We start from the raw sequence: 24,393 nt of genomic DNA on the forward strand, positions 1-24,393 counted from the left end.
CGGCCTGGTCGGCGCGGTTTACCCGCGGGGCTGACGGACGGGTTCTTCTGCGACGGGGTCGTCGGTCTCGTCGACGGGAGCTTCTTCCGACACGGCGACGACCGGGCGCGCGCCCCCGCGTCCGTAGCGCCACCAGAAGAACAGGTAGCACAGCCCCACGAACGGAACCCCGAAGTACAGGGCGGCGACCTGGTTCGGGTCGAACGCGATAGCCACCAATGAGACCGAGAGCAGCACGAACGCCACAATGGGCAGCACCGGGTAGAACGGGGTGCGGTATGGCAGCGTCGTGATGTCGCCGCCCTCGCGCACGAACCGGCGCCGGTGGAAGAACTGCGACGCCACGATCGACATCCACACGGCGACCACGGCGAAACCCGCGATCGACACCAGCACCAGATACACCGTCTGCGGCGCGATCACGCTGGAGATCAGCGAGACGAGGCCGAGCGCGAGGCTGACCGTGAGGGCCACGAGGGGGATCCCTCGGCGGGTGAGACGCTGCAGCACGCGCGGCGCGTGTCCTTCCTCGGCGAGGGAGAACAGCATCCGGGCGCACGAGAACAGGCCGCTGTTGCCGGCGGAGAGCAGTGCGGTGATGATGACGAAGTTCATGATGTCGGCGGCGTACGGGATGCCGACGTACTCGAACACGTCCACGAACGGGCTGCTCGTCAGGCTCGCATCCTCGTAGGGGAGGAGCGCGGCGATGACCGTGATCGACCCCACGAACAGGATCAGCAGTCGCAGGACCGTCGACCGGATGGCCCGGGGGATGTTCTTGCCGGGGTCCTTGGTCTCTCCGGCGGCGACGCCGATCAGCTCGGAGCCGCTGAACGCGTAGAAGACGGCGAGGGCGGTGACGACGACGCCGGCGACGCCGTTCGGGAACAGGCCCTCCGGGGTGGTGAAGTTGCTGAACAGCGGGGCAGTGGGGTGCTCGGTCGACAGCGGCGTGAAGCCGAAGATCGCCATGCCGCCGAACACGATGAGGGCGACGATCGCGACCACCTTGATCAACGAGAACCAGAACTCCGTCTCACCGAAGACCCGCGCCGAGATCGCGTTGATCGTGAACAGCGCCAACGCGAAGATCAGGCACCACACCCACACGTCGACGCCGGGGAACCAGCGCTGCATCAGGATGCCGGATGCGGTGAACTCCGACCCGAGCGCGACGACCCAGCACAGCCAGTACAGCCACGCGGTGGTGAAGCCGGTGGCAGGGCCGATGGACCGTGCCGCATAGATGTGGAACGCGCCCGAGACAGGGTAGGCCAGTGCCAGTTCGCCGAGGCAGGCCATCACCAGCCAGACCACGAACGCGCCGATGAGGTAGGCGATGATCGCGCCCAGCGGGCCGGCCTGGCTGATGGTGTAGCCCGAGCTCAGGAAGAGCCCGGAGCCGATCACGCCGCCGAGCGCGATCATTATCAGGTGTCGCGCGTCCATCGAACGCTGGAGTCGTCGCAGCGGCACTTGGGTCGCGGTGGTGTGGGGGAGCGCGTTGGGAAGGGCACTCTGTTCGGGCAGCGGGCTCATGCTTTCTCGCATTCGAGTCGGGAGTCGGATGTCGTGATCGTGCCGTGCCACATGATCACAACAATGTGTCTATGGTGCACGACCCGTGTGTCGGGCAGGTTACGCGGCGCAGGGGTCGGTGCACAAGGCATCCGTGGCGATTCACGGCGTGCGAGAGCGGTTCGGGCACTTCTTCCGAACGGTGGTCAGTTTGACATCCCGCCGGAGCGATCCGTCAGGCGCGGGCTGACGCGACCCAAGGCGATGCTGAGTCGAACCTCTTCCCGATTCTTTGAAGGAGCTCGACGTGGACCGTCATGACATTGCGCTGATCGGCTTCGGCGGCGTGAACCGCGCGCTGGCGCAGATCATCCTCGACCGCGGCGACGAACTCGCCGCCGACCTCGGCTTCGCTCTGCGTGTCGTGGCGATCACGGACCTCCGTCTGGGATCGCTCATGCAGGCCGACGGCATCGACCTGGCCGACGTGTTCGAGATGTCCGACGGTGAGACCTTCGCCGGCCGGCCGGGGGGAACGGCGGCGCCGCAGAACGATTACGTGATCCGCAACAGCACGGCCGACATCGTGGTCGAAGCCACCTTCACCAACCCCATCGACGGGGAGCCGGGGATCTCGCACGTGCGTGCCGCGCTCGAGAGCGGGAAGAGCGTCACCACGACGAACAAGGGCCCGGTCGCGCTGGCCGGGCTCGAACTGAACCGCCTCGCGGCTGCGAACGGCGTCACGTTCCAGTACGAGGGCTCGGTGGTCAGCGGCACGCCGATCCTTCGCTTCGCGTCCGAGACGCTTCAGGGTCTGCGCATCAAGGCGGTCGAGGGGATCCTCAACGGCACGAGCAACTACGTGCTCGGTCAGATGGAGTCGGGCATGACGCTGGACGCCGCGGTCGCGGAGGCTCAGTCGCTCGGCTACGCGGAAGCCGACCCGACGGCCGACATCGAAGGCTCCGACGTGCAGCTGAAAGTCGTGATCCTCGCCAACGAGCTCCTCGGTGCCGACATCACCACGGCCGACGTCGCCCGGCGGGGGATCTCCGAGGTCTCGGCCGCCGACATCATCGAGGCGGCGGCGCAGGGCAAGCGCTACAAGCTGATCGGGAGGGCGTTCCGCAACGCCGCCGGAACGGTCACCGCCAAGGTCGAGCCGGTGGCGCTGCCGCTGACGCACCCGCTGGCCAGCGTCACCGGCCCGACGAACGCGGTGTCGTTCGACACCGACCTCCTCGGGACCGTGACCGTATCGGGCCCCGGTGCGGGGCGCATCGAGACCGCCTATGCCCTGCTGTCCGACATCATCGCGATCGACGCGAACCAGCGCGCTCGCGTCCAGGCCGCCCGGTGAGCATCGTGGAGCACACGCGGGCCCTCGCCTCCGGGTATCCCGACCTGACCGTCACGAGCCCGTTCGACGGGGAGGTGATCGGCGTCGTCCCGCAGAACGGGCCGGGCCAGCTCGAGCAGATCCTGCAGCGTGCTCACACCGGTTTCCAGCTGTCGCGGTCGTTGTCGCGGTTCTCGCGGCACGAGATTCTCGAGCGGGCGTCTGCGCTTCTCCAGGAGCGCGCCGAGACCGCCGCCGAACTGATCGTGCGGGAGGCGGGAAAGACCGTCCGACAGGCGCGAAAAGAGGTGTCTCGTGCGGTCATGACGCTCTCGCTGTCGGCCGACGCGGCCCGCTCGGACGCCGGAGAGGTCGTCCCGTTCGACGCGTTCCGCGGGTCGGAGAACCGCCGCGGGTGGTTCACCCGCGAGCCGCTCGGCATCATCGTCGCCATCACCCCCTACAACGACGCGCTGAACCTCGTCGCGCACAAGCTGGGGCCGGCCATCGCCGGCGGCAACGCGGTGGTGCTGAAGCCGTCGCAGCTGACCCCGCTGACCGCCCGGTTCCTGGTCGACCTGCTCATCGACGCGGGCCTGCCCGACGAGATCATCACCGTGGTGCACGGAGACCGGGAGCTCGCGCAGGCGCTCATCTCCGCACGCGAGGTGCGCATGGTCTCCTTCACCGGAGGGTTCGCGACGGGGGAGGCGATCGCGCGCAACGCCGGTCTGAAGAGGCTCGCGATGGAACTCGGCGGCAACGCGCCGGTCATCGTGTTCTCCGACGCCGACATTCCCGCCGCGGTCGAGGCGTGTGTCTCGGGCGCGTTCTGGGCTGCCGGGCAGAACTGCGTGGGCGCGCAGCGCATCCTGGTGCAGAGCGAGGTGTACGAGGAGTTCCGCGACCGCTTCGCAGCACAGACCATGGCCCTGACGGCCGGCGACCCGAGAGACGAGACCACGGATGTCGGCCCGATGATCTCCATCGCGTCCGCCGAGGCCGCTGAACGGCTCGTGGAGGATGCCGTCACGGCGGGCGCGCGCGTGCTCGCGGGGCACCGCCGGGAGGGGGGCGTGTACTGGCCGACCGTCGTCGAGGGAGTGCCGTTGTCGTGCGAGCTGTGGGCTGACGAGGCGTTCGCGCCCGTGGTCGTGCTGTCGCCGTTCGAGACCGAGGAGCAGGCGATCGCGCAGGCGAACGATGTCGACTACGCGCTGCACGCTGCCACCTTCACGCGCGACATCACACGTGCGCTGCGCGTGTCGGAGCAGCTCGACGCCGGCGGCGTGATGATCAACGACTCGTCCGACTACCGCGTGGACAGCATGCCGTTCGGCGGCTCGAAGTACGGCAGCATGGGCCGCGAGGGCGTGCGATTCGCGTACGAGGAGATGACCCAGCCCAAGGTCGTCTGCATCAACACATGAACCGCCTCGGAACCCGCCTCGAGCGCGATTCGCTCGGCGAGCTGGCAGTTCCTGCCGACGCGTACTGGGGCATCCACACCGCCCGGGCCCGCGAGAACTTCACGATCAGCGGCACGCCGATCTCACGGCATCCCGATCTCATCGACGCGCTCGTCACCGTGAAGGATGCTGCCGCCACCGCGAACCACGAGCTCGGGCTGCTGCCGGCAGGCGTGGCGGACGCCATCGCGGTCGCCTGCCGGAGGGTGCGCGAGGGTGAGCTGCACGACCAGTTCTGCGTCGACGTGCTGCAGGGCGGAGCGGGCACCAGCACGAACATGAACGCCAACGAGGTGATCGCCAACGCCGCCCTGGAGCACCTGGGGCTGCCGCGTGGCCGCTACGACGTGGTTCACCCCATCAACGACGTGAACCGGAGCCAGTCGACCAACGACGTCTACCCGACCGCGGTGAAGATCGCGGTGGCGAAGGGGCTGCTGCGGCTCATGCCGGCGCTGGAGGAGCTCGCCGCGGCGTTCGAAGAGCGAAGCGTCGCGTTCGGCTCGATCGTCAAGATCGGCCGCACCCAGCTGCAGGATGCCGTGCCGATGACGCTCGGCGACGAGTTCGCCGCATTCGCCGTCGCCGTCCGCGAAGACGTGGAGCGCATCGGCGACACGGTGCCGCTGCTGCTGGAGTGCAGCCTGGGCGGGACCGCCGTAGGCACCGGAGTGACGGCTCCGGCGGGCTATCGCGGTGTCGCTCTGGAACGGCTCCGCGAGCGTTCCGGACTCCCGATGACCCCGGCGGCGCACCTGTTCGAGGCGAGCTGGGACGCCAGCGCCTTCCTCCAGTCTTCGGCGGTGCTCCGTCGCAGCGCGATCAAGCTGTCGAAGATCAGCAGCGACTTGCGGCTGCTCGCCAGCGGTCCACAGGCGGGATTGGGTGAAATCCGACTGCCGGCCCGGCAAGCCGGATCGTCGATCATGCCGGGCAAGGTGAACCCGGTAATCCCCGAGGTCATGAGCCAGATCGCTTTCGCGGTCATGGGCGCCGACGTGACGATCGGCGTCGCCGCCGAAAGCGGCCAGCTTCAGCTGAACGCCTTCGAGCCGATCATGGCGCACTCGCTCCTGCAGTCGCTGAGCTGGGTGACCAACGGCGTCTCGGCGCTGCGCCGGCTCTGCGTGGAGGGCATCGAGGCAAACGACACCGTGCTCGAGCGCTACGTCGCTTCGTCCGTCGGGACGGTGACGGCCCTGGTGCCGTCCATCGGGTACGAGGCAGCCGCCCACGCGGCTCAGTACGCGCTTCGCACCGGCATCCCGATCGCCGACGCGGTGGCGCAGCACACGGCACTCTCTCGAGACGAGGCGGCAGCGCTGCTCGCGCGCTGACGCGCTGCCGCCCGCACGTCGGGCGGCGGCGGCGTCACCGGCGGTCGATCGCGCGCGACAGCGAGACCGCGGTCACGGTGTCGGCGACGCCGGGCAGGGCCGCGATCTGCTCCCAGATCTGACCCACGCGATCCATCGAGTCGGCTTCCAGAGTCACGAACAGGTCGTACGCTCCCGACAGCACGTCGCAGCGAGTGACCTCCGGAATGCCCCTCAACGCGGCGATCACCCGGTCGTCCCGCATCCTGTCCACGCGATAGACCATCACCATCGCGGTCACGCGTGGCCGCGACGCCGTCCCCCTGATGACGCCGTAGCCGGCGATGACGCCGTCGCGCTCCATGCGCTCGATGCGCTGCCGCACCGCGTTGCGCGACAGGTGCACCTTGCTGGCCAGGGCGACCATCGGCATCCTCGCGTCCGCGGACAATGCCGCGAGCAGTTGCTGGTCGATGTCGTCCAGATGCGATGCGGCCATGAAAGTCTCCGTGCAGAATCAGCAATTGCAAGTGTCAATAACACACAGTAGCGTAGACCCGGGATGCCGTCACAGATGGCTCCCCTCGATGTCTCCGCGGGAAGGTAAGGAACGAAATGTCGCAACGGCCGGACCGCCGACGGGCCGACAGCCTGTCAGACCTCAGCCTCGCCGTTCACGGCGGCAATCGCCTCGACTCCACGAGGGCGCTGCGCACGCCGCTGGTGATGGCGAACTCGTATGAGCTTCCCGACGATCCGAGCGACATCAGCTGGTCCGCCTCCGCGCCAGGGCTCTACACCCGGAACACCGGCGTCAACCAGGCCGGCCTCCAAGACAAGCTCGCCGCCCTCGACGGCGGCGAGGACGCCGTGGCGCTCGCATCCGGTGTCGCCGCCTTGCACGCCGTCTTCTTCACGCACGTGCGCGTGGGCGATCACGTCATCGTGAGCGACGTCACGTACGAAGCGACCTGGAGGCTGTGGACCGAACTCCTGCCGCAGCGATACGGCATCGAGGCGACGTTCGTCGACGTCGGCGACCTGGACGCGCTGCGCGCCGCCTTCCGCCCCAACACCCGGCTCGTCTGCGTCGAGGCGATCGCGAACCCCACCACCAAGGTGGCGGATGTCGGTGCGATCGCGGAGATCACGCATGCCGCCGGCGCGATCCTGATGGTCGACTCCACGTTCACTCCACCGCCCTTCTACCGTCCGCTCGCCGACGGCGCCGATCTCGTCGTCCACTCCCTGACGAAGTACATCAACGGTCACGGCGACGCCATGGGCGGCGCCGTCATCGGCGCGCGCGAACTCATCGAGCCGATCAAGGCCGACGCCATGGTCGACGTCGGTGGAGTGATCTCGCCCTTCAACGCCTGGCAGATCCACCGCGGTTCGGTGACCCTCCCGTTGCGCCTCCGGCAGCACCTGGCATCCGCGCTCGCCGTCGCGGAGTTCCTGCAGAGCGATCCGCGAGTGGCGTACGTCTACTATCCCGGCCTGCCGTCACACCCCGAACACGACCTGGCGACGCGGCAGTTCGGCGGTCGCGGGTACGGCGGGATGATCGCCTTCGCCGTCGCCGGCGATCCCGACGCGCAGAACCGGTTCGTCGGCAACCTCCGGCTCATCACCTCGGGCTTCTCTCTCGGGCACGACGACTCGCTGATCGTGCACACCGGAACCGAGGGCGGCCGCGTCGCCGCCTACCCGCTGCCCTTCCGCACGTTCGGTCATCTGCGCCTCTCGGTCGGCCTCGAAGAGACCTCCGACCTGCTCGCAGATCTCGAGGCGGCCCTCGACGCCACGTTCCCGTCGTCGGGGCACCTCGTCGAGCCTCGTGCCGCAGACTCCGCCCCGGCCCGATCGGGGAGGATGAGCAGGTGACGAACCCGTCGACTGCTCCCGTGATCGTGCTCGACGGCGGGCTCTCCAATGCGCTCGCCGAACGCGGCCACGATCTCACCGACGAACTCTGGACCGCCCGGCTGCTGCGCGACGCTCCGGGCGAGGTGGCTGCCGTGCACCGCGCGTACTTCGATGCGGGCGCGCAGGTCGCCACGACCGCCAGCTATCAGGCGAGCCTCGCCGGATTCGAGCAGAGCGGCATGACGCGCACCGAGGCGGAGAACCTCATCACACGGAGTGTGACCATCGCCCGCGAGGTGCGCGACGACGTGGCCGAGTCAGCCGATGACGGCGTCGTGCGCCTGGTGGCGGCATCCGTGGGTCCGTACGGTGCGGTGCTCGCCGACGGATCCGAGTACCGCGGCCGGTACGGGCTGAGCCGCGCGGCGCTTCGCGACTTCCACGCCCCGCGGATGGAACTGCTCGTCAGCGCGGGGCCCGACCTGCTCGCGTTCGAGACGATCCCGGATCTCGACGAGGTCTCGGTGCTCCTCGACCTCGCCGACGAGTTCGCGATCCCCGCGTGGCTGTCGTGCACGGTCTCCGGGGATCGACTTCGCGACGGCCGTCCGGCAGCCGAAGCCTTCGCCCTCGCCGACGGCCATGATTCCGTCGTGGCCGTGGGGGTGAACTGCTGCGCACCCGACGATGTGCTGCCGGCGGTGCGGGCGGCGACTGCCGCGAGCGGCAAACCCGCCATCGCCTACCCCAACTCGGGCGAGACGTGGGACGGCGCAGCACGTCGGTGGATCGGCGACCCGGAATTCGACCTGGCGCTCACGACGGCGTGGGCAGAGGCGGGCGCGCACTTCATCGGCGGATGCTGTCGCGTCGGGCCCGCGACGATAGCTGCGATGGCGCGCGCCCTGCGGTGAGAGCCCGACTCAGCTCACTCGAGGAGCGAGCGTGCTCTGATCAGGTGGTCACTCCCGGCGAACCGTGGACGCGACGGCGGGAGTCGAACCCGCAACGCTGCCGGGTATGAACCGGAGCCCGGGACCGCCCGGATCGCCGCGATGTGTCCACCGTAGGCGGGAACGGCAGGCAGCGCCGGTGCGTGTCTGAGCGTGTCGGGCGGTGACGATGTGTGACGCGAGGACAACGCCTCAGTGGTCGCCGGTCTGGCGTGAGAGGCGGGTCTCCTCGAGGTCGAGCATGGACTGCGCCTCCTTCAGGATCCTCGACGAGTAGACGCCCTGAGCGCGCAGCGTCAGCAGCCGCTCCCGCTCCGCCTCGACCACGGCGAGCCTCAGTTCCCGGTACTGCTGGTGGGGCATCTCGCCCGGCCTGCGCACCGCGCGCGCCCGCTCCCACGCCGCCTCGGTGCTGAGGAACGACGTCTGCCGCACGCGCTCGATCACGTCGGGGTCGATGGGGACGGTGGTGGCGGCATCCGTCTCGATGTCGTTCAGAGCTTCGAGGCCGACGTTGCTGATGTCTTCAAGGAGCGCGGCGAGTTCTTTGCTGTCTTCGTGCGCGTCGATGCCCTGCACCTTCAGCAGGCGGATGACCCACGGCAGCGTGCCGCCCTGCAGCACGATGCTCACCACGGCGACGGTGAACGCGATGAGGATCAGCTGCGGCCGGTACGGCGTGTTCTCGGGCAGCGATTGCGCGGCGGCGAGCGTCACCACGCCGCGCATGCCCGACCACCCGAGCACGATGCCGCCGCGCCAGTCGATGTGCTCCTGCCGCTGCTGCTCGAGATCGGCGCGCCGGCGTTCGTAGTCGCGTTCGAGACGGTTGCGGATGCGAGCCTCCCGCGTCGTCGCCACCGGATTGCTGCGGTAGTAGTACAAGGCCAGAAGAGCGCGGTACGTGCGCTTCTCGGTGCGCTCCTCGCGCTTGCCCAGGGAGTAGACGAGCGGGCCGATCCACAGGAAGCGGATCACGATGAGCGCCCCTGTCGCCAGCAGGCCGATGAGCACCGCCTCGCCGGCGCTCAGCACGGTGGGGTCGACGTGGTCGATGAGCGTGCGGATCTCGAGCCCGATGAGCAGGAACACGCCGTTCTCGAGCAGGAACTGGATGGTGCGCCAGTTGATGCGGTCGCTGATCCTCGACTGGGCCGTGAACCTGGTGGGCGCCGAGTGGCCCGTGTAGAGCCCGGCGACGACCACGGCCAGCACTCCCGACGCGTGGAGCGACTCGGCCGGCACGAAGGCGACGAAGGGCACGGCGATCGAGAGCGCCGTGTCGAGCACGGGGTCGCTCAGCTTCGACCGCACCCACACCGTCACGAACCCGGCGACGAGGCCCACCGCGACGGCGATGACCACGGCGTACATGAAGTCCACGACGCCCGCCCACGGGGACGCCATGCCCACGGCCGCGGCGGCGACGGCCGAGCGCAGCAGCACGAGGGCGGTCGCGTCATTGAGCAGGCCCTCGCCCTCGAGCACCGTGAGCAGCCGGGGAGGCAGCCCCACGCGACGGCCGATCGAGGTCGCGGCCACCGCGTCGGGCGGACTGATGATCGCACCGAGCGCGACGGCGGCGGCGAGGCTGAGGTCGGGGAGCAGCGAGTACAGCAGAAACCCCGCGGCGAACGCCGTCACGATCACGAGCACCACCGACAGGCTCGCGATCGACCCGAGGTTGCGGCGGAAGTCCGTGATCGGAACGCTGATGGCCGCGGCGTAGAGGATCGGCGGCAGCACCACGTCGAGGATGATCTCGTGCGGCACCTCGATGTCGGGCACTCCCGGCAGGTACGACAGGCCCACGCCGACGAGCACGAGGATGATCGGAGCCGCCACGCCGAGCTTCTTGGAGAACGCCGCGACCGCCACGATCACCGCCACCGCGACGACGGCGTAGATCCCCAGCTCCATGCCCTCACCCTATTCGGCGCGGGGAACCGGACAGGGGGACGGATGCTGCGGGCCGGCGCTGCTCTCCGGTCGGAGTTGGGGGGGTCAGTCCGCGGACACCGGCCCGGTGCTGTCGCGCACCATGAGCGATGTTGCGAGCTCGACGTGCCGTGACGAGGGCTTGTGGCCATCCGCCATGACGAGGATCGTCTGCACGGCCATCGCGCCCATGCCCTCGAGGTGCTGGTGCACGGTGGTCAACGGCGGGGTGGTCCACGCCGCCTGCGGCGTGTCGTCGAAGCCCATGACGCTGAGGTCTCGCGGCACCGAGATGCCGAGTTCGTGAGCGGTCGCCAACACACCTACCGCGATCTCATCGTCGCCGGCCATGATCGCGGTCGGAGGATGGGCGGACGCGAGCATCTCGCGCGCGAACTCCGCTCCGGTCGCGATGGCGAACTGCCCGGCACGGATGAGCGACGGATCGATCTCGACCCCTGCAGCGTCCAGCGCGGCCTGGTAGCCGTACAGACGGTCGCGTGCGGCATCGGACGCCTCGGGGCCGCCGATCCAGGCGATGCGACGGTGACCCATCGCGAGCAGATGCTCAGCCCCCGTGCGCGCTCCCGCCCAGTTGCTCGAGCCGACGCTCACCATCTGGGGGTGGTGGGCGTCGACGGGGTCGACCATGACGAACGGCAGACCCGCGTTGCTCGAGGCCTCGAGGAGCCCGTCGGGGCGGGAGAGCGTCAGCCCGATGATGCCGACCACTCCTGACACCTGCTGCTGCGCGACCCACTCGCGGGCGACGGCGCGCTGGGTGCGCGAGGAGCGGTCGGGTGCCAACCGCGTGAGCAGATCGACGCCAGCCTCGCTTGCAGCTGCGAGGACGCCCTGGAGCACGCCGACGATGTATGGCGACGCGGGAATGTCGAACACGACGGCGATCGAACGTCGGCCAGGCGTCTGAGTCAGGCCGGTCGTCGGGCGGTAGCCGAGCTCGGCGACGACCGCGAGCACGCGCTCCCTCGTCTCGTCGGAGATGTCGCCCCGCCCGTTGAGCGCCTTCGAGACCGTGGCGCGCGAGACGCCGACCGCCGTGGCCACGTCGGCAAGCGTGGCCCGATGCTGCGGCGAGCTGGTCAACGCCGGACCTCAAGCGGCGAACAAGTTTCGCTATCTGGACCCATCCGCGAACCTCCCGATGTTTCACAACGATAGAAAAAGTTTGACAGGCGGCGCGGAAATGCCTAACCTGATCGAACGATACATGTTGCGAAACAGTTTCGCAAGATCGAATTCTAAAATCTCGCTCCCTTAGACCAACGGAGGTCGTCCTTGTCCGTCGATACGTCGCTCGCTCTCACCGTCGACGGCCGAACCTCCACCGAGGCGCCGTTGCCCCACGTGTGGAGCGTGTGCCTCGGAGCGGGTCGTGCCAACGAGGCGCTCCGTGCGGACTGGCAGAGCCACTTCCGTGAAGCCGTCGGCTCGCTGGGAGCCCGCTACGTGCGATTCCACGGAATCTTCCACGACGACATGTTCGTGTACCGCGCCTCCAACGGCGGCGGCTTCGGCCCTCCGACGCCGCTCGCGGCACCGGTCTACACCTTCGCCTACGTGGACAAGGTCTTCGACTTCATCCTCGCCGCCGGTGCTCGCCCGTTCGTGGAGCTGGGCTTCATGCCGCGCGAGCTGGCCACGCAGACCGAGACGCTCTTCTGGTGGAAGGCGCACTGCAGTCCGCCGACCGACATGGGCGCCTGGGTGGCGCTCGTCACCGCGACGGTCGAGCACTGGATCGAGCGGTACGGGATCGAGGAGGTGCGCACGTGGCCGTTCGAGGTCTGGAACGAGCCGAACCTCGTGCCGCACTTCTGGACGGGCACGCGAACCGAGTACTTCGAGCTCTACGAGGCGACGGCCAGGGCGATCAAGGCGGTCGATCCGAGCCTGAAGGTGGGCGGACCTTCGTCTTCGGTCTTCGTGCCCGACTCCCGCTACGACGGCGAGTACCACGACAAGTCGGTCGAAGCCGCAACGGCGGAGGCGACCGACCCCGACGCGCTGCCCTGGAAGCCGGTGTGGATCCATGAGCTCATCGCCTACTGCGCGGAACGAGAACTCCCCTTGGACTTCCTCTCCACGCACCTCTACCCGACCGATTACGCATTCGACACCCAGGGCGTCGGCCGCTCGATCAGCCGAGACCGCGATGCGACGCGCAACGACCTCGAGGTCATGCGCCAGGTGATCGCTCACTCGCCCTATCCGCATGCCGAGCTGCACATCACCGAGTGGTCCACGTCGCCGTCCAGCCGCGACAACATGCACGACACCGTCTACGCCGCCACCTACATCGCGCGCGCGTTCCTCCAGTGCCACAGCCTCGCTGACTCGATCTCGTACTGGACGTTCACCGACGTCTTCGAGGAGGGCGGCGGCGGGATCGGTCCGTTCCACGGTGGCTTCGGATTCGTCAACGAGCAGGGCATCCACAAGCCGACGTTCCACGCGATGGCGATGCTGAACCGGCTCGGCGACCGGATCGCGCTGCAGACGGAGCACGGCATCATCACCCGGAGGGCGGAGGATGCCGTCGCCGCCGTGTTCTTCAACTACCCCGACTCGATGGGCTCGCAGTCCATCGGCGGCGCCACCAGGTATGCGCAGACGCACCGGCTCGCCTGCGAAGGCCCCGCCCGGCGAATCGCGCACACCGTGGCGGGTCTCCGCCCCGGCGACGTCTACGACGTCGAGACCCTGGACCTCGAGCACGGCAACGTGGCCGAGGCGTGGCACCGGCTGGGGGAGCCGCTCAACCTCAGCCCCCGGCAGGTCGCAGAACTCGCGGCGATCGCCGACGACCTCGACCGTCGTTCGCTCATCGTGAGCGCCGACGGCGTGCTGGAGATCGACATCACCCTCGCGCCCTGGGCCGTGATGTCGATCGCGCCCCGAAATCCCTGACCCACCCCCATCCGCGTACAACGACGTCACGAAAGGATCCACCATGAGAATCAGCACACGAGCCGCGGCGGTCATCGCCTCCACTGCGCTGGCGGCCCTCGCCCTCACCTCCTGCAGCGGAGGCGGCGGCACGGGCGGCGGGAGCGGCGAGGCGACCGACGACAACAAGCCCGAGAAGCTCACCGTCGCGGCCTGGATGGACTTCCCGCCCGAGCTGCTGCAGTCCTTCGAGGACGAGTACGGGATCGAGGTCGTCGTGAACTCCTTCCCCGACGGGGCGTCGGCGCAGACGGTGCTGCGCAACGGCCTGTCGTCCAACGGTGCCGGGCTGTCGGACGTGCACCTGATCGAGCTGGACTGGTGGACCGAGATGATGGCCGTCCCCGAAGACTGGGTGGAACTGCCCGAGATCCCCGATCGCTGGGTGGATTGGAAGGTCAAGCAGGGATCCGTCGATGGTGTGATCACCGGGTACGGCACCGACATCGGCCCCCTCGGGATCGCATACAACGAGGAGATGATGGCGGCGGCGGGCGTCGCCACAGACGCCGACTCCTTCGGCGAGCTCATCGGCGGCGACGCCGCGTCGTGGCAATCCTTCCTCGACGCCGGCCGTCAGTATGTCGCGGCATCCGACAACTACTACATCGATTCCCTCTCCAGCGCGTTCCAGGCGGCGATCAACCTGCTTCCCGCCGCCTTCGAGGATCCGGACTCCGGCCAGCCGTATGAGCTGGCGGACAACACGCAGATCGAAGAGCTCTTCATGATGTTCGCCGAGGCGGCGGAAGACGGCATCTCGGCCGGCATCCCGATCGGCCACGCCGACTGGGGTGCGGGATTCCAGAACCGTCAGTGGGCGACCGTGGTCACGCCCGCCTGGATGGCGGGCATCATCGCCGACAACGCCGATGGCGTGCCCGGCTGGCGCGTCTCGAGCACCTTCCCCGACGGGGGAGGCAACTGGGGCGGCTCGTTCTTCGCGGTGCCGGCCACGGGGAAGAACACCGCATGGGCGGTCAAGCTCGCCGACTACCTGACGTCGCCCGACGCCGCCGTGCAGTGGTTCCACGAGACGGGCCAGTTCCCCTCGCAGCTCGAGGCGATCGCCAGCCCTGACATCGCCGAGACCGAGAGCGAGTTCTTCGGCGGCCAGCACCTCGGCCAGATCTACGGAGACCTCGCGGCCAGTGCGGGGGATGCCGCCGCCGGCGGCTACCGCGGCGAGAACTTCGCGGGCATCCAGACCCTCGTCACCGACGGCATCCGCCAGGTCGAGGCGGGCAGCGCGACGGCCCAGGAGGCATGGGACTCGGTCGTCAGCGAGTTCGACGCGCTCGGCTTCGAGACGGCCGACTGATCACATCGCGGTCCGGCTGCGCCCACGCGCGGCCGGACCGCGGCACCCCCCACTTCGCACCCACTCCACGGAAGGAGCCGACGATGGCTCTCACTTCAGCGGCGCCGCGCACCCCGCGGCGCATCGGCTGGGGGCAGCGGCTCTCGCGCTGGGACGTCAAGGTTTCGCCGTACCTCTACATCTCGCCGTTCTTCCTGCTCTTCGCGGTGTTCGGTGTCTTCCCCCTGCTGTTCAACGTCGTCGTCGCGCTCCACGACTGGCACCGGCGTGCGGGCATGGGCGACTTCGTCGGACTCGACAACTTCGCCTGGGTGCTGCAGCAACCCCTCTTCTGGCGATCGCTCGAGAACACCATCTCGATCTTCCTGCTGGGCGGCGTCCCGCAGCTCGTGCTCGCCCTGTTCATCGCGGCGATCCTCGACCAGAACCTGCGCGCCCGGACGTTCTGGCGTATGAGCGTCCTCATCCCTTTCGTCGTCATGCCGGTGGCCACCTCGATGATCTTCGGTCAGGTGTTCGGCCAGTTCGGGATCCTTGTGCCGAACCTGCACGCCCTCGGGCTCTTCACCGACAGCAGCTCGCCGTTCTTCCAGGACCGATTCCTCTCGCACGTCGCGATCGGGTCGATGGTGGTCTTCCGATGGACCGGTTACAACGCCCTCATCCTCTTGGCGGCGATGCAGGCCGTGCCGCGCGACCTCTACGAGGCGGCCACCGTCGACGGCGCGGGGCGCACCCGCCAGTTCTTCTCGATCACGATCCCGAGCATCCGCCCGACGCTGATCTTCGTCATCCTGACGATGACCATCGGCGGCCTCGAGATCTTCGACGAGGCGCGACTGTTCGACGGCGGCGGCACGGGCGGCGGTCAAGGCGGCACCGACAATCAATGGACCACCGTGATGCTGTACCTCTTCGACCTCGGGTTCGGTCAGTGGCAGGACCGCCTCGGCCAGGCGGCGGCCGTGGGGTGGATCTTCGCCGTCATCATCCTGGTGATCTCGCTGCTCAACTTCGCCCTCACCCGGCGGATCTCCTCGTCGGACGCGGCGCCGCGCGCTTCCCGCCGTTCGCGCCGTTCCCGCCGGCGCGACCGGCGGGGCGCGTCCGCCGACGAGCCGTCGGGCACCCCGCCGGTGATCGCACACGAGGTCGCGGGTGACGCGATGGAAGGAGCACGCCGATGAATACGGCGTTCATCGAGAACACCGCTGGCCGAGGCGCCGCGCGGTACGCGGCCAAGCGCGCGGCGCGCGGCCGGCCGATCGCCTCGCATGCTCCTTCGGGCCGGCGTCCGGGGCTGGTCACCTACGGCATCCTGGCCCTGGTCTTCCTGCTGTCCGTCTTCCCGCTCTACGCGGCCGCGATGTACGGCTCGTCGACGACGACCGAGATCACCAGGGCGGTCGGCAATCTGCCGCGATGGCTGCCGACGGCACGGCTCTGGGAGAACTTCGGCCAGGTCTTCGCGTCGGAGCAGTTCAGCATCTGGCTCGCCTTCGGCAACTCGCTGCTCGTCGCGGTCGCGGTCAGCGCCTCTGTCGTGTTCTTCTCGACGCTCGCGGGCTTCAGCTTCGCGAAGCTGCGGTTCCCGGGCCGGCAGGCTCTCTACGTCGCGGTGCTCGTCACGCTCATCATCCCGGCACAGGTCGGCACCATCCCCCTGTTCGTCATGATGAACGACTTCGGCTGGATCGATTCGGTGCTCGCGCTGATCGTGCCCGGTCTCGTGGGTGCCTTCGGCGTGTTCTGGATGACGCAGTACCTGCAGGAAGCGCTGCCGTACGAGCTCATCGAGGCCGCGCGCGTCGACGGCGCTTCGATGTTCCGCACGTTCTGGTCGATCGCGATGCCCGCCGCCCGCCCTGCCGCGGCCACCCTGGCCCTGTTCACTTTCATCGGTTCGTGGAACAGCTTCTTCTGGCCGTCGGTGGTCATGCGCTCCCAGCTCACGATGCCCCTCGTGGTTCCGCAGCTGCGCGGCGCGTTCACGTCGGACACCGGGCTCGTGATGGCCGGCGTCTTCCTCGTCGCCCTGCCGCTGCTCCTGGTGCTCGTGCTCGCGGGCAGGCATCTCGTCGCCGGTGTCATGGCGGGAGCCGTCAAGGGCTGACAACGGGTGCGCAACGGTTCGGGGCCCCCGTCCGGGGGCACCGAGCCCGCGGACCTAGGATCGAGGGATGACGACGGCGCGACGGCGAGGCATCCTCGCCGTCGTCACCGCCATCGTGCTGCTGGCGCTCGGCGCCGGGGTCGCGTTCGCCGTCGGCGACGCGCTCGGCATCCGCACCGAGCCGTCGGCGCAGATGCGGCCGGCCGCCCCCGTCGTCCCCGAGGTCGCAGCACCGGTCGCGCCGCCCGAGTTCACGGCGATCGACGCCCCCGGCACCGAACGTCTGGACGTCGCGGTCGAGGAGCTGACGGATGCCGCGGCCGCAGCATCCGTCACATCCGGCGAAGCCGCACTCACGGTGCGGATCGACCCGACCCTCGTCGCGACCGATGACGCGGACGACGCCTACGAACTGGCCGGCGACGCCGCCGCGCTGCGGATCAGCGCGCGCTCGGAGGCCGGTGCCGTTCGCGGCCTCTACGACCTCGCCGCGCAGGTGCGCGCCGCGCAGCCCGTCACCGACCTCGTGGGCTCGCACGAAGCGTCTGAGCTGCCGCTGCGCATGACCGATCTCGGCGCGGTCGGTGTGATACCCGATCCGGCCGAGTGGGAGTCCGGCGACGACTACTCTCACGCGTCGAAGGCCTTCGCGGATGTCTTCCTGCCGGAGGCGCCGTACATCGACGAGACGGCGCTCGCCGCGGCCTACGACGACTTCGACGGATTCCTCCGGCATTCACTCGCCAACGGCTTCAACGCGGTCGCGTTCCCCGGGTTCGTGGAGTTCGTCACCTTCGACGACGCCCCGGGCGGCCCCGTCTACGCCGAGGGCGACGACCACCGCGACAAGGCCCTCGCGCTGCGCGAGGCCTTCGCACCGTTCTGGGAGCGCGCCGACGAGCTGGGCGTGAAGGTGTTCCTCCGCACCGACATGCTCGCGCTCACGGGTCCGCTCGAGCAGTACCTGACCGACCGCTTCGGCTCGCTCGACACCGAGAACCCCGAGCTGTGGGACGTCTACACCGCAGGCCTCGACGAGCTCTACGACGCGGCGCCCGCGCTCGACGGCGTGCTGATCCGCATCGGCGAGGCGGGTCCTGTCTATGACGTGGGGGGCTGGGACTACTACTCCGCGCTCGAGGTGACCTCGGTCGACGCCGTGCGCACGATGCTCGAGGCGTTCTCGGGGCAGGCCGAGGCATCCGATCGCGAAGTGATCTTCCGCACGTGGTCGGTCGGTGTCGGCGCCGTCGGCGACATGCACACCAGCAGCGAGTCGTACGAGGCGGTGCTCGGCGGGCTGGACTCGCCCGCCCTCATCGTGTCGACGAAGTACACCCTCGGCGACTTCTACACGTGGCTGCCGCTCAACGACACGCTCGCGCAGGGCGAGCAGCGGCGCATCGTGGAGTTCCAGAGCCGGCGCGAGTTCGAGAACTTCGGCGCGTTCCCCAACGACCTCGGCACGCAGTACCAGTGGGCGCTGCAGCAGCTGCTCGCCGACAACGACCGCATCGAGGGCATCTGGGTGTGGACCCAGGACGGCGGCCCCTGGCGTGCCGGACCGATGTCGCTGTACCTGAAGGCGGGATTCTGGCAGCTGTACGAGCTGAACACGCAGCTGGCGGCGGCGTTGGCGCAGAACCCCGAGGCGGACGTCGCCGGCGTCACGGCGGCGTGGGCGCGCTCGTACTTCTCCGAAGAGCCGGCCACGGTCGAGGCCATCGTCGAGGCGATGACGCGCTCGCGCGATGCGATCGCGCAGGGCATGTACGTGCCGCAGTTCGCCGGTGAGCGCGTCTTCGCGATCGGCCTCGAGCCGCCGCCCATGATGTGGATCTTCGAGTGGGACATCCTCACGGGCGACTCGGCGGTGCTCGACGTGCTGTACTCCATCGTGCGCGACAGCGGGCCGGACGGCATCGAGGCGGCCATCGCTTCCGGTGCCGACGCGGTCGCGTCGGTCGAGCAGATGCGCGATCTCGTTTCGGGGACGGATGCCGCCACCTGGCGCTCGCCCGAGATGCGGGCGGCGTTCCTCGACACGCTCGACTACGAGCTCGACACCCTGCGCCTGCTCGAGGCGTACCGCGCGATGATCCTGCACCAGGGGGAGTGGCACGACACGCTCTCGCCCGCCGCGCGCGGGCAGTGGGATGCCGACCGGACCTCGTTCGAGAAGCTGGCCGCTGGCCACCTCTCCCAGTACGAGGGGAACGTCGATCACCCGGCGTTCAACCTCACCGCCGCGCAGCTCGGAGTGGAGCGCGCCGCGCGCGACGACGCGATGGCCTGGCTCGCCCGCGGGCTGCTGCTGCTGGCGATCGCCTGGGTCGTGATCGGCATGCTCTCCGCCCGCACGCGCCTGGTCGCCAAGCCCGGTGCGGCTGCGGCGCGAGCGACCTGGATCGCGTCGATGCGGCCGTGGCGGGCCAGGGAGTCGACGCTCGGGATGCTCGAGCTCGACCGCTGGCTGCTCCTCATCGTGCCCGTGGGGCTGCTGGTGGCGACGCGGGCGGTGCAGACGTCGCTGCTGTCGTGGATGCACCTTGCCGTGATCATCGGCGCGTGGGCGGTCTTCGCCCTGGTGCTGCGGCTGTTCGTGTGGAACCGGTCCCCGTGGCCCGTGATCGCCGCCGTCGGCGGCGTGGTGATGCTGCGCTGCATCGTGACGCTCTTCGCTCTGTCGTTCACCGGCCCGGGCGGATACTGGTTCGCCTTCTGGACCGAGCCCGTGCTGCGCACGGCGTACATCACGGTGGCCTTCGCGCTCTTCGTCTGGGTTTTCGTCGCGGCCGGCTGGGCGCTGTCGGCCCAGGTGGGCGCGCGGCGCGCGACCGGCTCGGTGCTCGCGGCCGTCGGCGGCGGTCTGCTCGTGCCTTCCCTGGTAGTGGGATTCGTCGGTCTGGAGACTGCGCTCTCGCTCTGGAACGACGAGATGGGCCTCCTCCCGTGGGGCCTCGCGCGCATCCTCGGAATCACGACCTATCTCGAGATCCCGGATGCCACCCCCTGGGCCGCCGCCGGCGCCGGGGCCGTGCTGCTCGTTGTGGGAGTGGCGCTGGCGCTGCCGTGGCGACGCCGGGCGGCATCCGTCTCTCGCGCACGTGGCGAGAACACGCGATAACACCGAGGTGCGGCGCGCGGCGGTGCTGTTGTGCGGTCTCGCGCCGGGCGCCGCGGCTCCGGCCGGCATGCTCTCAGAAGGCCGATGAACTTCCGGTTCACACAGCTCGACCTGGGACCCGTCGGGGCGCGTATCGGAAGCGAGACGGGCCCGCACTCCAGGTCCTCAATGCTGTGTGAACCGGAAGTTCATTGCGGCTTTGGGCGCACGCCCGCCTCCGGCACCCCGCGGGTCGCGCGCATCCGGAAGGGAGGGGCCGCACCCCGGCCCTCAGGGCCGTGTGAACCGGAAGTTCATTGCGGTTTTCGCCACATGCCCGCCCCCGGCACGCGTTTCCGAAATCGAGAGGAGTCCGCGCCCGCAGGGCGGCACGCGGGTGCCGGAGGGGCTCGGCTCGCAGCATCCGTCCCCGTGCTCGCATCGGAGGCGAGTCGCGAGCGCGCGGATCACTCGGCGGGGCGCGGCCGGCGGGGCCGACCGCCCATAGGCTCAGGGCGTGGGCAGTGCGGAGAAGGACCTCACGATCGGGACGGTGCTCGAGCTGATCGTCCGGCAGGCGGCAGACGAGATCGAGGCCACGGCAGCGGCGGCGCTCGCCGACGAGCCCGACGGCGTCCACCAGCACCGGGTGCGGGTGCGACGGTTGCGCAGCGTGCTCGCCGGCTTCGAGGACTCCCTCGATGCACGATCGGCCCGGCGGCTGCGGGTCGCCTTCGCCCAGTGGGGGAGCGAGCTCGGAGTCGTCCGCGACATCGAGGTGCGCGCATCCGTCGCGGAGGAGACCCTCGCACAGGCCGGCATCGACGACCTCGCTGTGGTTCGTCGGCTGGTCGACAGCGAGCGCGACGCGTACTCGGCGGCGCACGCGCGCCTCGTGGAGCTGGCGCAGAGCCCGCGGGCGCGGGAGAGGGAGCGGGAACTGCGCGAGTTCGTCGACGGCCTGATCGTCGTCGAGCCCGACCGCGCGGCCGCCCCGGTGCTGTCGGATGTGCTGCAGTCCCAGACGAAGCGCGTACTCAAAGTGGGGCGCCATCTCGACGAGTCCGGTGAGAGGTACCACGACCTCCGCAAGGCCGCGCGTCGCGCGAAGTACGTGGCAGAAGCGGTCGCCGAAGCCGCCCCGGGGCTGTGGACCAAGAAGGTCGAGGCGCTGGCCGAGGCCGGCGACGACCTGCACGACGCCCTCGGAGATCATCGCGACGGCATGCTGCTCGCCCGCCACGCCCAGCGCGAAGGGGCGCTGGCGAGCCGCGCCGGCGAGCGGTCCGACGCCTACGACACGGTCGCCGCGCTCGCCCAGGCCGCGGCCGAGGAACAGCTGGCCGAGGTGGCCCCCGCCCTCCGACGGCTGAAGGATGCGGCATCCGACCTCCCCTGATCCCTTGGAGGTCCAGGCCCGACGGCGTGAGTGTCGGCGCGCGCGCCTAGACTTGACGGGCAATGACGGACGCCAGCACCCCCATCATCGTCGGCAGAGACATCGGCCCGCAGGCCCCAGGGGCACGGGCGGATGACGACCTGCTCGACGGCCTCAACCCGCAGCAGCGCGAAGCCGTGACCTATCGCGGCCAGGCGCTGCTCATCGTCGCGGGCGCCGGGTCGGGCAAGACCAGCGTGCTGACGCGCCGCATCGCCTCGCTGCTGCGCAATCGCGAGGCATGGCCCAGCCAGATCCTCGCGATCACCTTCACCAACAAGGCTGCCGGCGAGATGCGTGAACGTGTCGCGCACCTGGTCGGCGATTCCGCCCGCGGCATGTGGATCTCGACCTTCCACTCCGCGTGCGTGCGCATCCTCCGCCGCGAGGCCGAGCAGTTCGGGTTCACCAAGTCGTTCACCATCTACGACTCGGGCGACTCCCGCGCGCTCATCAAGCGCCTCGTGAAAGAGCACGAGGCCGACCGGTTCGGGCTCACGCCCGCGGCCACGCAGGGCAAGATCTCCCGCCTCAAGAACGAGCTGGCCGATGCCGAGTCCTACGCCCGCACCGCGAACATGAGCGACCCCGCCGAGCGGGTCTTCGTCGAGCTGTTCGCCGCGTACCAGCGGGAGCTGCAGCGGGCGAACGCGTTCGACTTCGACGACCTCATCGCGCAGACGGTGTTCCTCTTCCGGGCCTTCCCGCACGTCGCCGACGTGTACCGCCGACGGTTCCGGCACGTGCTCGTCGACGAGTACCAGGACACCAATCACGCCCAGTACGCGCTCATCCACGAGCTGACGCGGCCCATCGGCACGGATGCCGGACCCATCGCATCGTCGGGCGGCATGATGATCTTCGAGGCCGACCCGGCCGACGACCCCGACAAGGCGGGCGCGTCGCTCACCGTGGTCGGCGACTCCGACCAGTCGATCTACGCTTTCCGCGGCGCCGACATCCGCAACATCAGCGAGTTCGAGAAGGACTTCCCCGGCGCCAAGGTCGTGCTGCTCGAGCAGAACTACCGCTCGACGCAGAACATCCTGTCGGCCGCGAACGCCGTCATCAGCAACAACTTCGACCGCAAAGACAAGCGCCTGTGGACCGACGTCGGCGAGGGCGAGAAGATCGTCGGCTTCACCGGCTACTCGCAGCACGACGAGGCCCAGTTCGTCGCCGACGAGATCGAGGCCCTGCGCCGCGGCGGCGTCGACTATTCGCAGATCGCCGTCTTCTACCGCACCAACTCGCAGTCGCGTGCGCTGGAAGAGATCTTCATCCGCTCGGCCCTGCCCTACAAGATCATGGGCGGCACGAAGTTCTACGAGCGCGCCGAGATCAAGGACGCCCTCGCGTACCTCGTCGCCGTCGCCAACCCTGCCGACGAGATGGCCATGCGCCGCATCATCAACCGGCCGCGCCGCGGCATCGGCGACGTGACGATCGAGACGATCTCGCGCTATGCCGCCGACCAGCAGATCACTTTCCGCGACGCGCTGGCCAACGCGTCCGACCTCGGTGTCGGGCCCAAGATCCAGACGGCCATCGCGCATCTCGACGCGGTGCTCGCCGAGGCATCCGAGATCATGCTCCCGTCGTCGGGCGAGCTGGCGCCGCCGACCGCCGTGGCCGAGGGGCTCTCGCTGCTCCTCAACAAGAGCGGGTACTACGACGCGCTGCGCGCCAGCAAGGACGCGCAGGACGAAGCGCGCATCGAGAACCTCGACGAGATGGTGGCGGTCGCCCGCGAGTTCGCGCGCAACAACCCCGAGGGCACGCTCCTCGACTTCCTCACCGAGGTCGCGCTCGTGTCGGATGCCGACGACCTCGAAGACGCCTCGGGCTCGGTGTCGCTCATGACCATGCACACGGCCAAGGGCCTCGAGTACGACGCGGTCTTCGTGACCGGTGTCGAAGAAGACCTGATCCCGCACCGCATCTCGGCGAACGAGCCCGGCGGTCCGGCCGAGGAGCGACGCCTCTTCTACGTCGGCATCACGCGCGCCCGCCAGCGCCTCTACCTGTCGCTCGCGATGACCCGCGCCCAGTTCGGCGAGGTGACGGTGGCGATGCCGAGCCGGTTCCTGCAGGAGATCCCCGTGGAGCTGCTGCACTGGCGCCAGTCGCCGGGAGACGTCAACTCGCGCGGCGGCACGCAGTCGCGCGCGCTCAACGCGCGGCGCGGCGGCGGCTTCGGCGGCTCCGGCGCAGGCAAGCGGTACGGCGACGACCTCGTGCCGCTGCCGCGCAGGGAGCCGTCCGGCAACCTCGACCGGTTCGCCAACAGGATCCCGGCGAAGGTGCGCGACAACGGTGATCTCGAGCTGGCGCCGGGTGACCGCATCCGTCACGACGACTTCGGAGAAGGACGAGTGGATGCCGTCACCGGCGAAGGCGCGAAGTGCGTGGCGCACGTGCGGTTCGATGCCGCGGGCCCGAAGAAGCTGCTGATCAAGATCGCCCCGATCACCAAGCTCTGACCCGGCTCACGCCGGGCCGCGCCGCGATCGCCACCAGCGGATCGACGCGACGCAGGCGACGACCGCCCCGGCGATGTTGAGCATGATGTCGTCGAACGATGCGACCCGACCGATGTCGAGAACGAACTGCAGCACCTCGATGGTCAGCGACAGCGCAGCGACGATGAGCGCGATGGCGAGGGGAACGAGCGCCGGCCGCGCGAGGCGCAGGCGGATGGGCAGGAAGAAGCCCACGGCCGCGAAGGCGAGCAGGTTGCCCACGATCTGAGCGGCGGCGTCGGAGTCCGACATCAGGTCTACGAGATCGTGGAACGGCACCAGGTCGACGCGACTGCCGCCGTGGCGCGGGGCCAAGAGCATCCACAGCCCGGGCAGCGTGCCGACGACGATGGCGACCTCGGCCACACTCGCGCGCCACGCCCAGCGCCTCTCCCACCCGCGGTCGATCCGGCCCTGCCCGAGGGCGAGGGTGACGATGGCCCCGACCGGGACGCCGGCCAGCAGCGCGACGAGGACGATGTCGCCGTACTGATCCCACGCGGGCATGAGGCGAT

The 24,393-nt window shown here is 69.4% G+C and carries 17 protein-coding genes and 1 tRNA gene; 12 read left to right on the forward strand and 6 right to left on the reverse strand.

The window, feature by feature from the left end; translation table 11 throughout:
• Positions 1-18 precede the first annotated feature (18 nt).
• A complete protein-coding gene (locus ACN9MP_RS04340) occupies positions 19-1,542 on the reverse strand; it encodes an amino acid permease (RefSeq protein ID WP_426324092.1) in 1,524 nt (507 codons plus the stop codon).
• A 286-nt stretch (positions 1,543-1,828) separates the two neighbouring features.
• On the opposite strand from ACN9MP_RS04340, the gene ACN9MP_RS04345 reads away from it, so the two are divergent.
• Genes ACN9MP_RS04345 through ACN9MP_RS04355 form a run of 3 tightly spaced genes read left to right on the forward strand, consistent with a single transcriptional unit; the run spans position 1,829 to position 5,669 of the window.
• The gene (locus ACN9MP_RS04345) at positions 1,829-2,884 is read left to right on the forward strand and encodes a homoserine dehydrogenase (RefSeq protein ID WP_426324093.1); all 1,056 of its coding nucleotides are present in this window, start codon (positions 1,829-1,831) and stop codon (positions 2,882-2,884) included.
• Positions 2,881-4,293: an aldehyde dehydrogenase family protein gene (locus tag ACN9MP_RS04350; RefSeq protein ID WP_426324094.1), complete on the forward strand. Its 1,413-nt coding sequence runs from the start codon at positions 2,881-2,883 to the stop codon at positions 4,291-4,293. Before ACN9MP_RS04345 ends, ACN9MP_RS04350 begins: the two co-directional genes overlap by 4 nt.
• A complete protein-coding gene (locus ACN9MP_RS04355) occupies positions 4,290-5,669 on the forward strand; it encodes an aspartate ammonia-lyase (protein WP_426324095.1) in 1,380 nt (459 codons plus the stop codon). The genes ACN9MP_RS04350 and ACN9MP_RS04355 overlap by 4 nt, the downstream gene beginning before the upstream one ends.
• A 34-nt stretch (positions 5,670-5,703) precedes the next feature.
• Here the strand turns inward: ACN9MP_RS04355 and ACN9MP_RS04360 are convergent, their stop codons facing one another.
• A complete protein-coding gene (locus ACN9MP_RS04360) occupies positions 5,704-6,147 on the reverse strand; it encodes an Lrp/AsnC family transcriptional regulator (RefSeq protein WP_426324096.1) in 444 nt (147 codons plus the stop codon).
• A gap of 116 nt (positions 6,148-6,263) precedes the next feature.
• Here ACN9MP_RS04360 and ACN9MP_RS04365 point away from each other — a divergent pair, with 116 nt between their 5' ends.
• Positions 6,264-7,535 (forward strand): trans-sulfuration enzyme family protein, encoded by a 1,272-nt coding sequence (locus tag ACN9MP_RS04365; RefSeq protein WP_426324097.1) that lies wholly within the window; start codon positions 6,264-6,266, stop codon positions 7,533-7,535.
• Positions 7,532-8,431, forward strand: a complete 900-nt coding sequence (gene mmuM / locus ACN9MP_RS04370; RefSeq protein WP_426324098.1) for a homocysteine S-methyltransferase — start codon at positions 7,532-7,534, stop codon at positions 8,429-8,431. The genes ACN9MP_RS04365 and mmuM overlap by 4 nt, the downstream gene beginning before the upstream one ends.
• Positions 8,432-8,496: 65 nt before the next feature.
• Here the strand turns inward: mmuM and ACN9MP_RS04375 are convergent.
• From ACN9MP_RS04375 to ACN9MP_RS04385, 3 genes are all read right to left on the reverse strand, one after another.
• Positions 8,497-8,572: transfer RNA gene (locus tag ACN9MP_RS04375), tRNA-Met, on the reverse strand.
• Between the two features lie 90 nt (positions 8,573-8,662).
• Entirely contained in the window at positions 8,663-10,390 is a 1,728-nt protein-coding gene (locus tag ACN9MP_RS04380; RefSeq protein WP_426324099.1) for a cation:proton antiporter, read from the reverse strand.
• An 84-nt stretch (positions 10,391-10,474) separates the two neighbouring features.
• Entirely contained in the window at positions 10,475-11,476 is a 1,002-nt protein-coding gene (locus tag ACN9MP_RS04385; RefSeq protein ID WP_426324100.1) for a LacI family DNA-binding transcriptional regulator, read from the reverse strand.
• 231 nt (positions 11,477-11,707) lie between these two features.
• Here ACN9MP_RS04385 and ACN9MP_RS04390 point away from each other — a divergent pair, with 231 nt between their 5' ends.
• From ACN9MP_RS04390 to ACN9MP_RS04420, 7 genes are all read left to right on the forward strand, one after another.
• Positions 11,708-13,339: a GH39 family glycosyl hydrolase gene (locus ACN9MP_RS04390; RefSeq protein WP_426324101.1), complete on the forward strand. Its 1,632-nt coding sequence runs from the start codon at positions 11,708-11,710 to the stop codon at positions 13,337-13,339.
• Between the two features lie 43 nt (positions 13,340-13,382).
• Complete coding sequence (locus ACN9MP_RS04395; RefSeq protein ID WP_426324102.1) at positions 13,383-14,699, forward strand: extracellular solute-binding protein; 1,317 nt, start codon at positions 13,383-13,385, stop codon at positions 14,697-14,699.
• Between the two features lie 83 nt (positions 14,700-14,782).
• Complete coding sequence (locus tag ACN9MP_RS04400; protein WP_426324103.1) at positions 14,783-15,886, forward strand: carbohydrate ABC transporter permease; 1,104 nt, start codon at positions 14,783-14,785, stop codon at positions 15,884-15,886.
• Positions 15,883-16,812 (forward strand): carbohydrate ABC transporter permease, encoded by a 930-nt coding sequence (locus tag ACN9MP_RS04405; protein WP_426324104.1) that lies wholly within the window; start codon positions 15,883-15,885, stop codon positions 16,810-16,812. The genes ACN9MP_RS04400 and ACN9MP_RS04405 overlap by 4 nt, the downstream gene beginning before the upstream one ends.
• A 67-nt stretch (positions 16,813-16,879) precedes the next feature.
• Positions 16,880-19,939: a hypothetical protein gene (locus tag ACN9MP_RS04410; RefSeq protein WP_426324105.1), complete on the forward strand. Its 3,060-nt coding sequence runs from the start codon at positions 16,880-16,882 to the stop codon at positions 19,937-19,939.
• 496 nt (positions 19,940-20,435) lie between these two features.
• Positions 20,436-21,317: a CHAD domain-containing protein gene (locus ACN9MP_RS04415; RefSeq protein ID WP_426324106.1), complete on the forward strand. Its 882-nt coding sequence runs from the start codon at positions 20,436-20,438 to the stop codon at positions 21,315-21,317.
• A 62-nt stretch (positions 21,318-21,379) separates the two neighbouring features.
• Positions 21,380-23,839, forward strand: coding sequence for an ATP-dependent helicase (locus ACN9MP_RS04420; RefSeq protein ID WP_426324107.1), 2,460 nt, complete (start codon positions 21,380-21,382; stop codon positions 23,837-23,839).
• Between the two features lie 6 nt (positions 23,840-23,845).
• On the opposite strand, the gene ACN9MP_RS04425 is transcribed toward ACN9MP_RS04420, so the two are convergent.
• Entirely contained in the window at positions 23,846-24,385 is a 540-nt protein-coding gene (locus tag ACN9MP_RS04425; RefSeq protein WP_426324108.1) for a VanZ family protein, read from the reverse strand.
• Positions 24,386-24,393: the final 8 nt, after the last annotated feature.

Source organism: Microbacterium sp. E-13 (genome assembly GCF_049912955.1).
GTDB lineage: Bacteria > Actinomycetota > Actinomycetes > Actinomycetales > Microbacteriaceae > Microbacterium.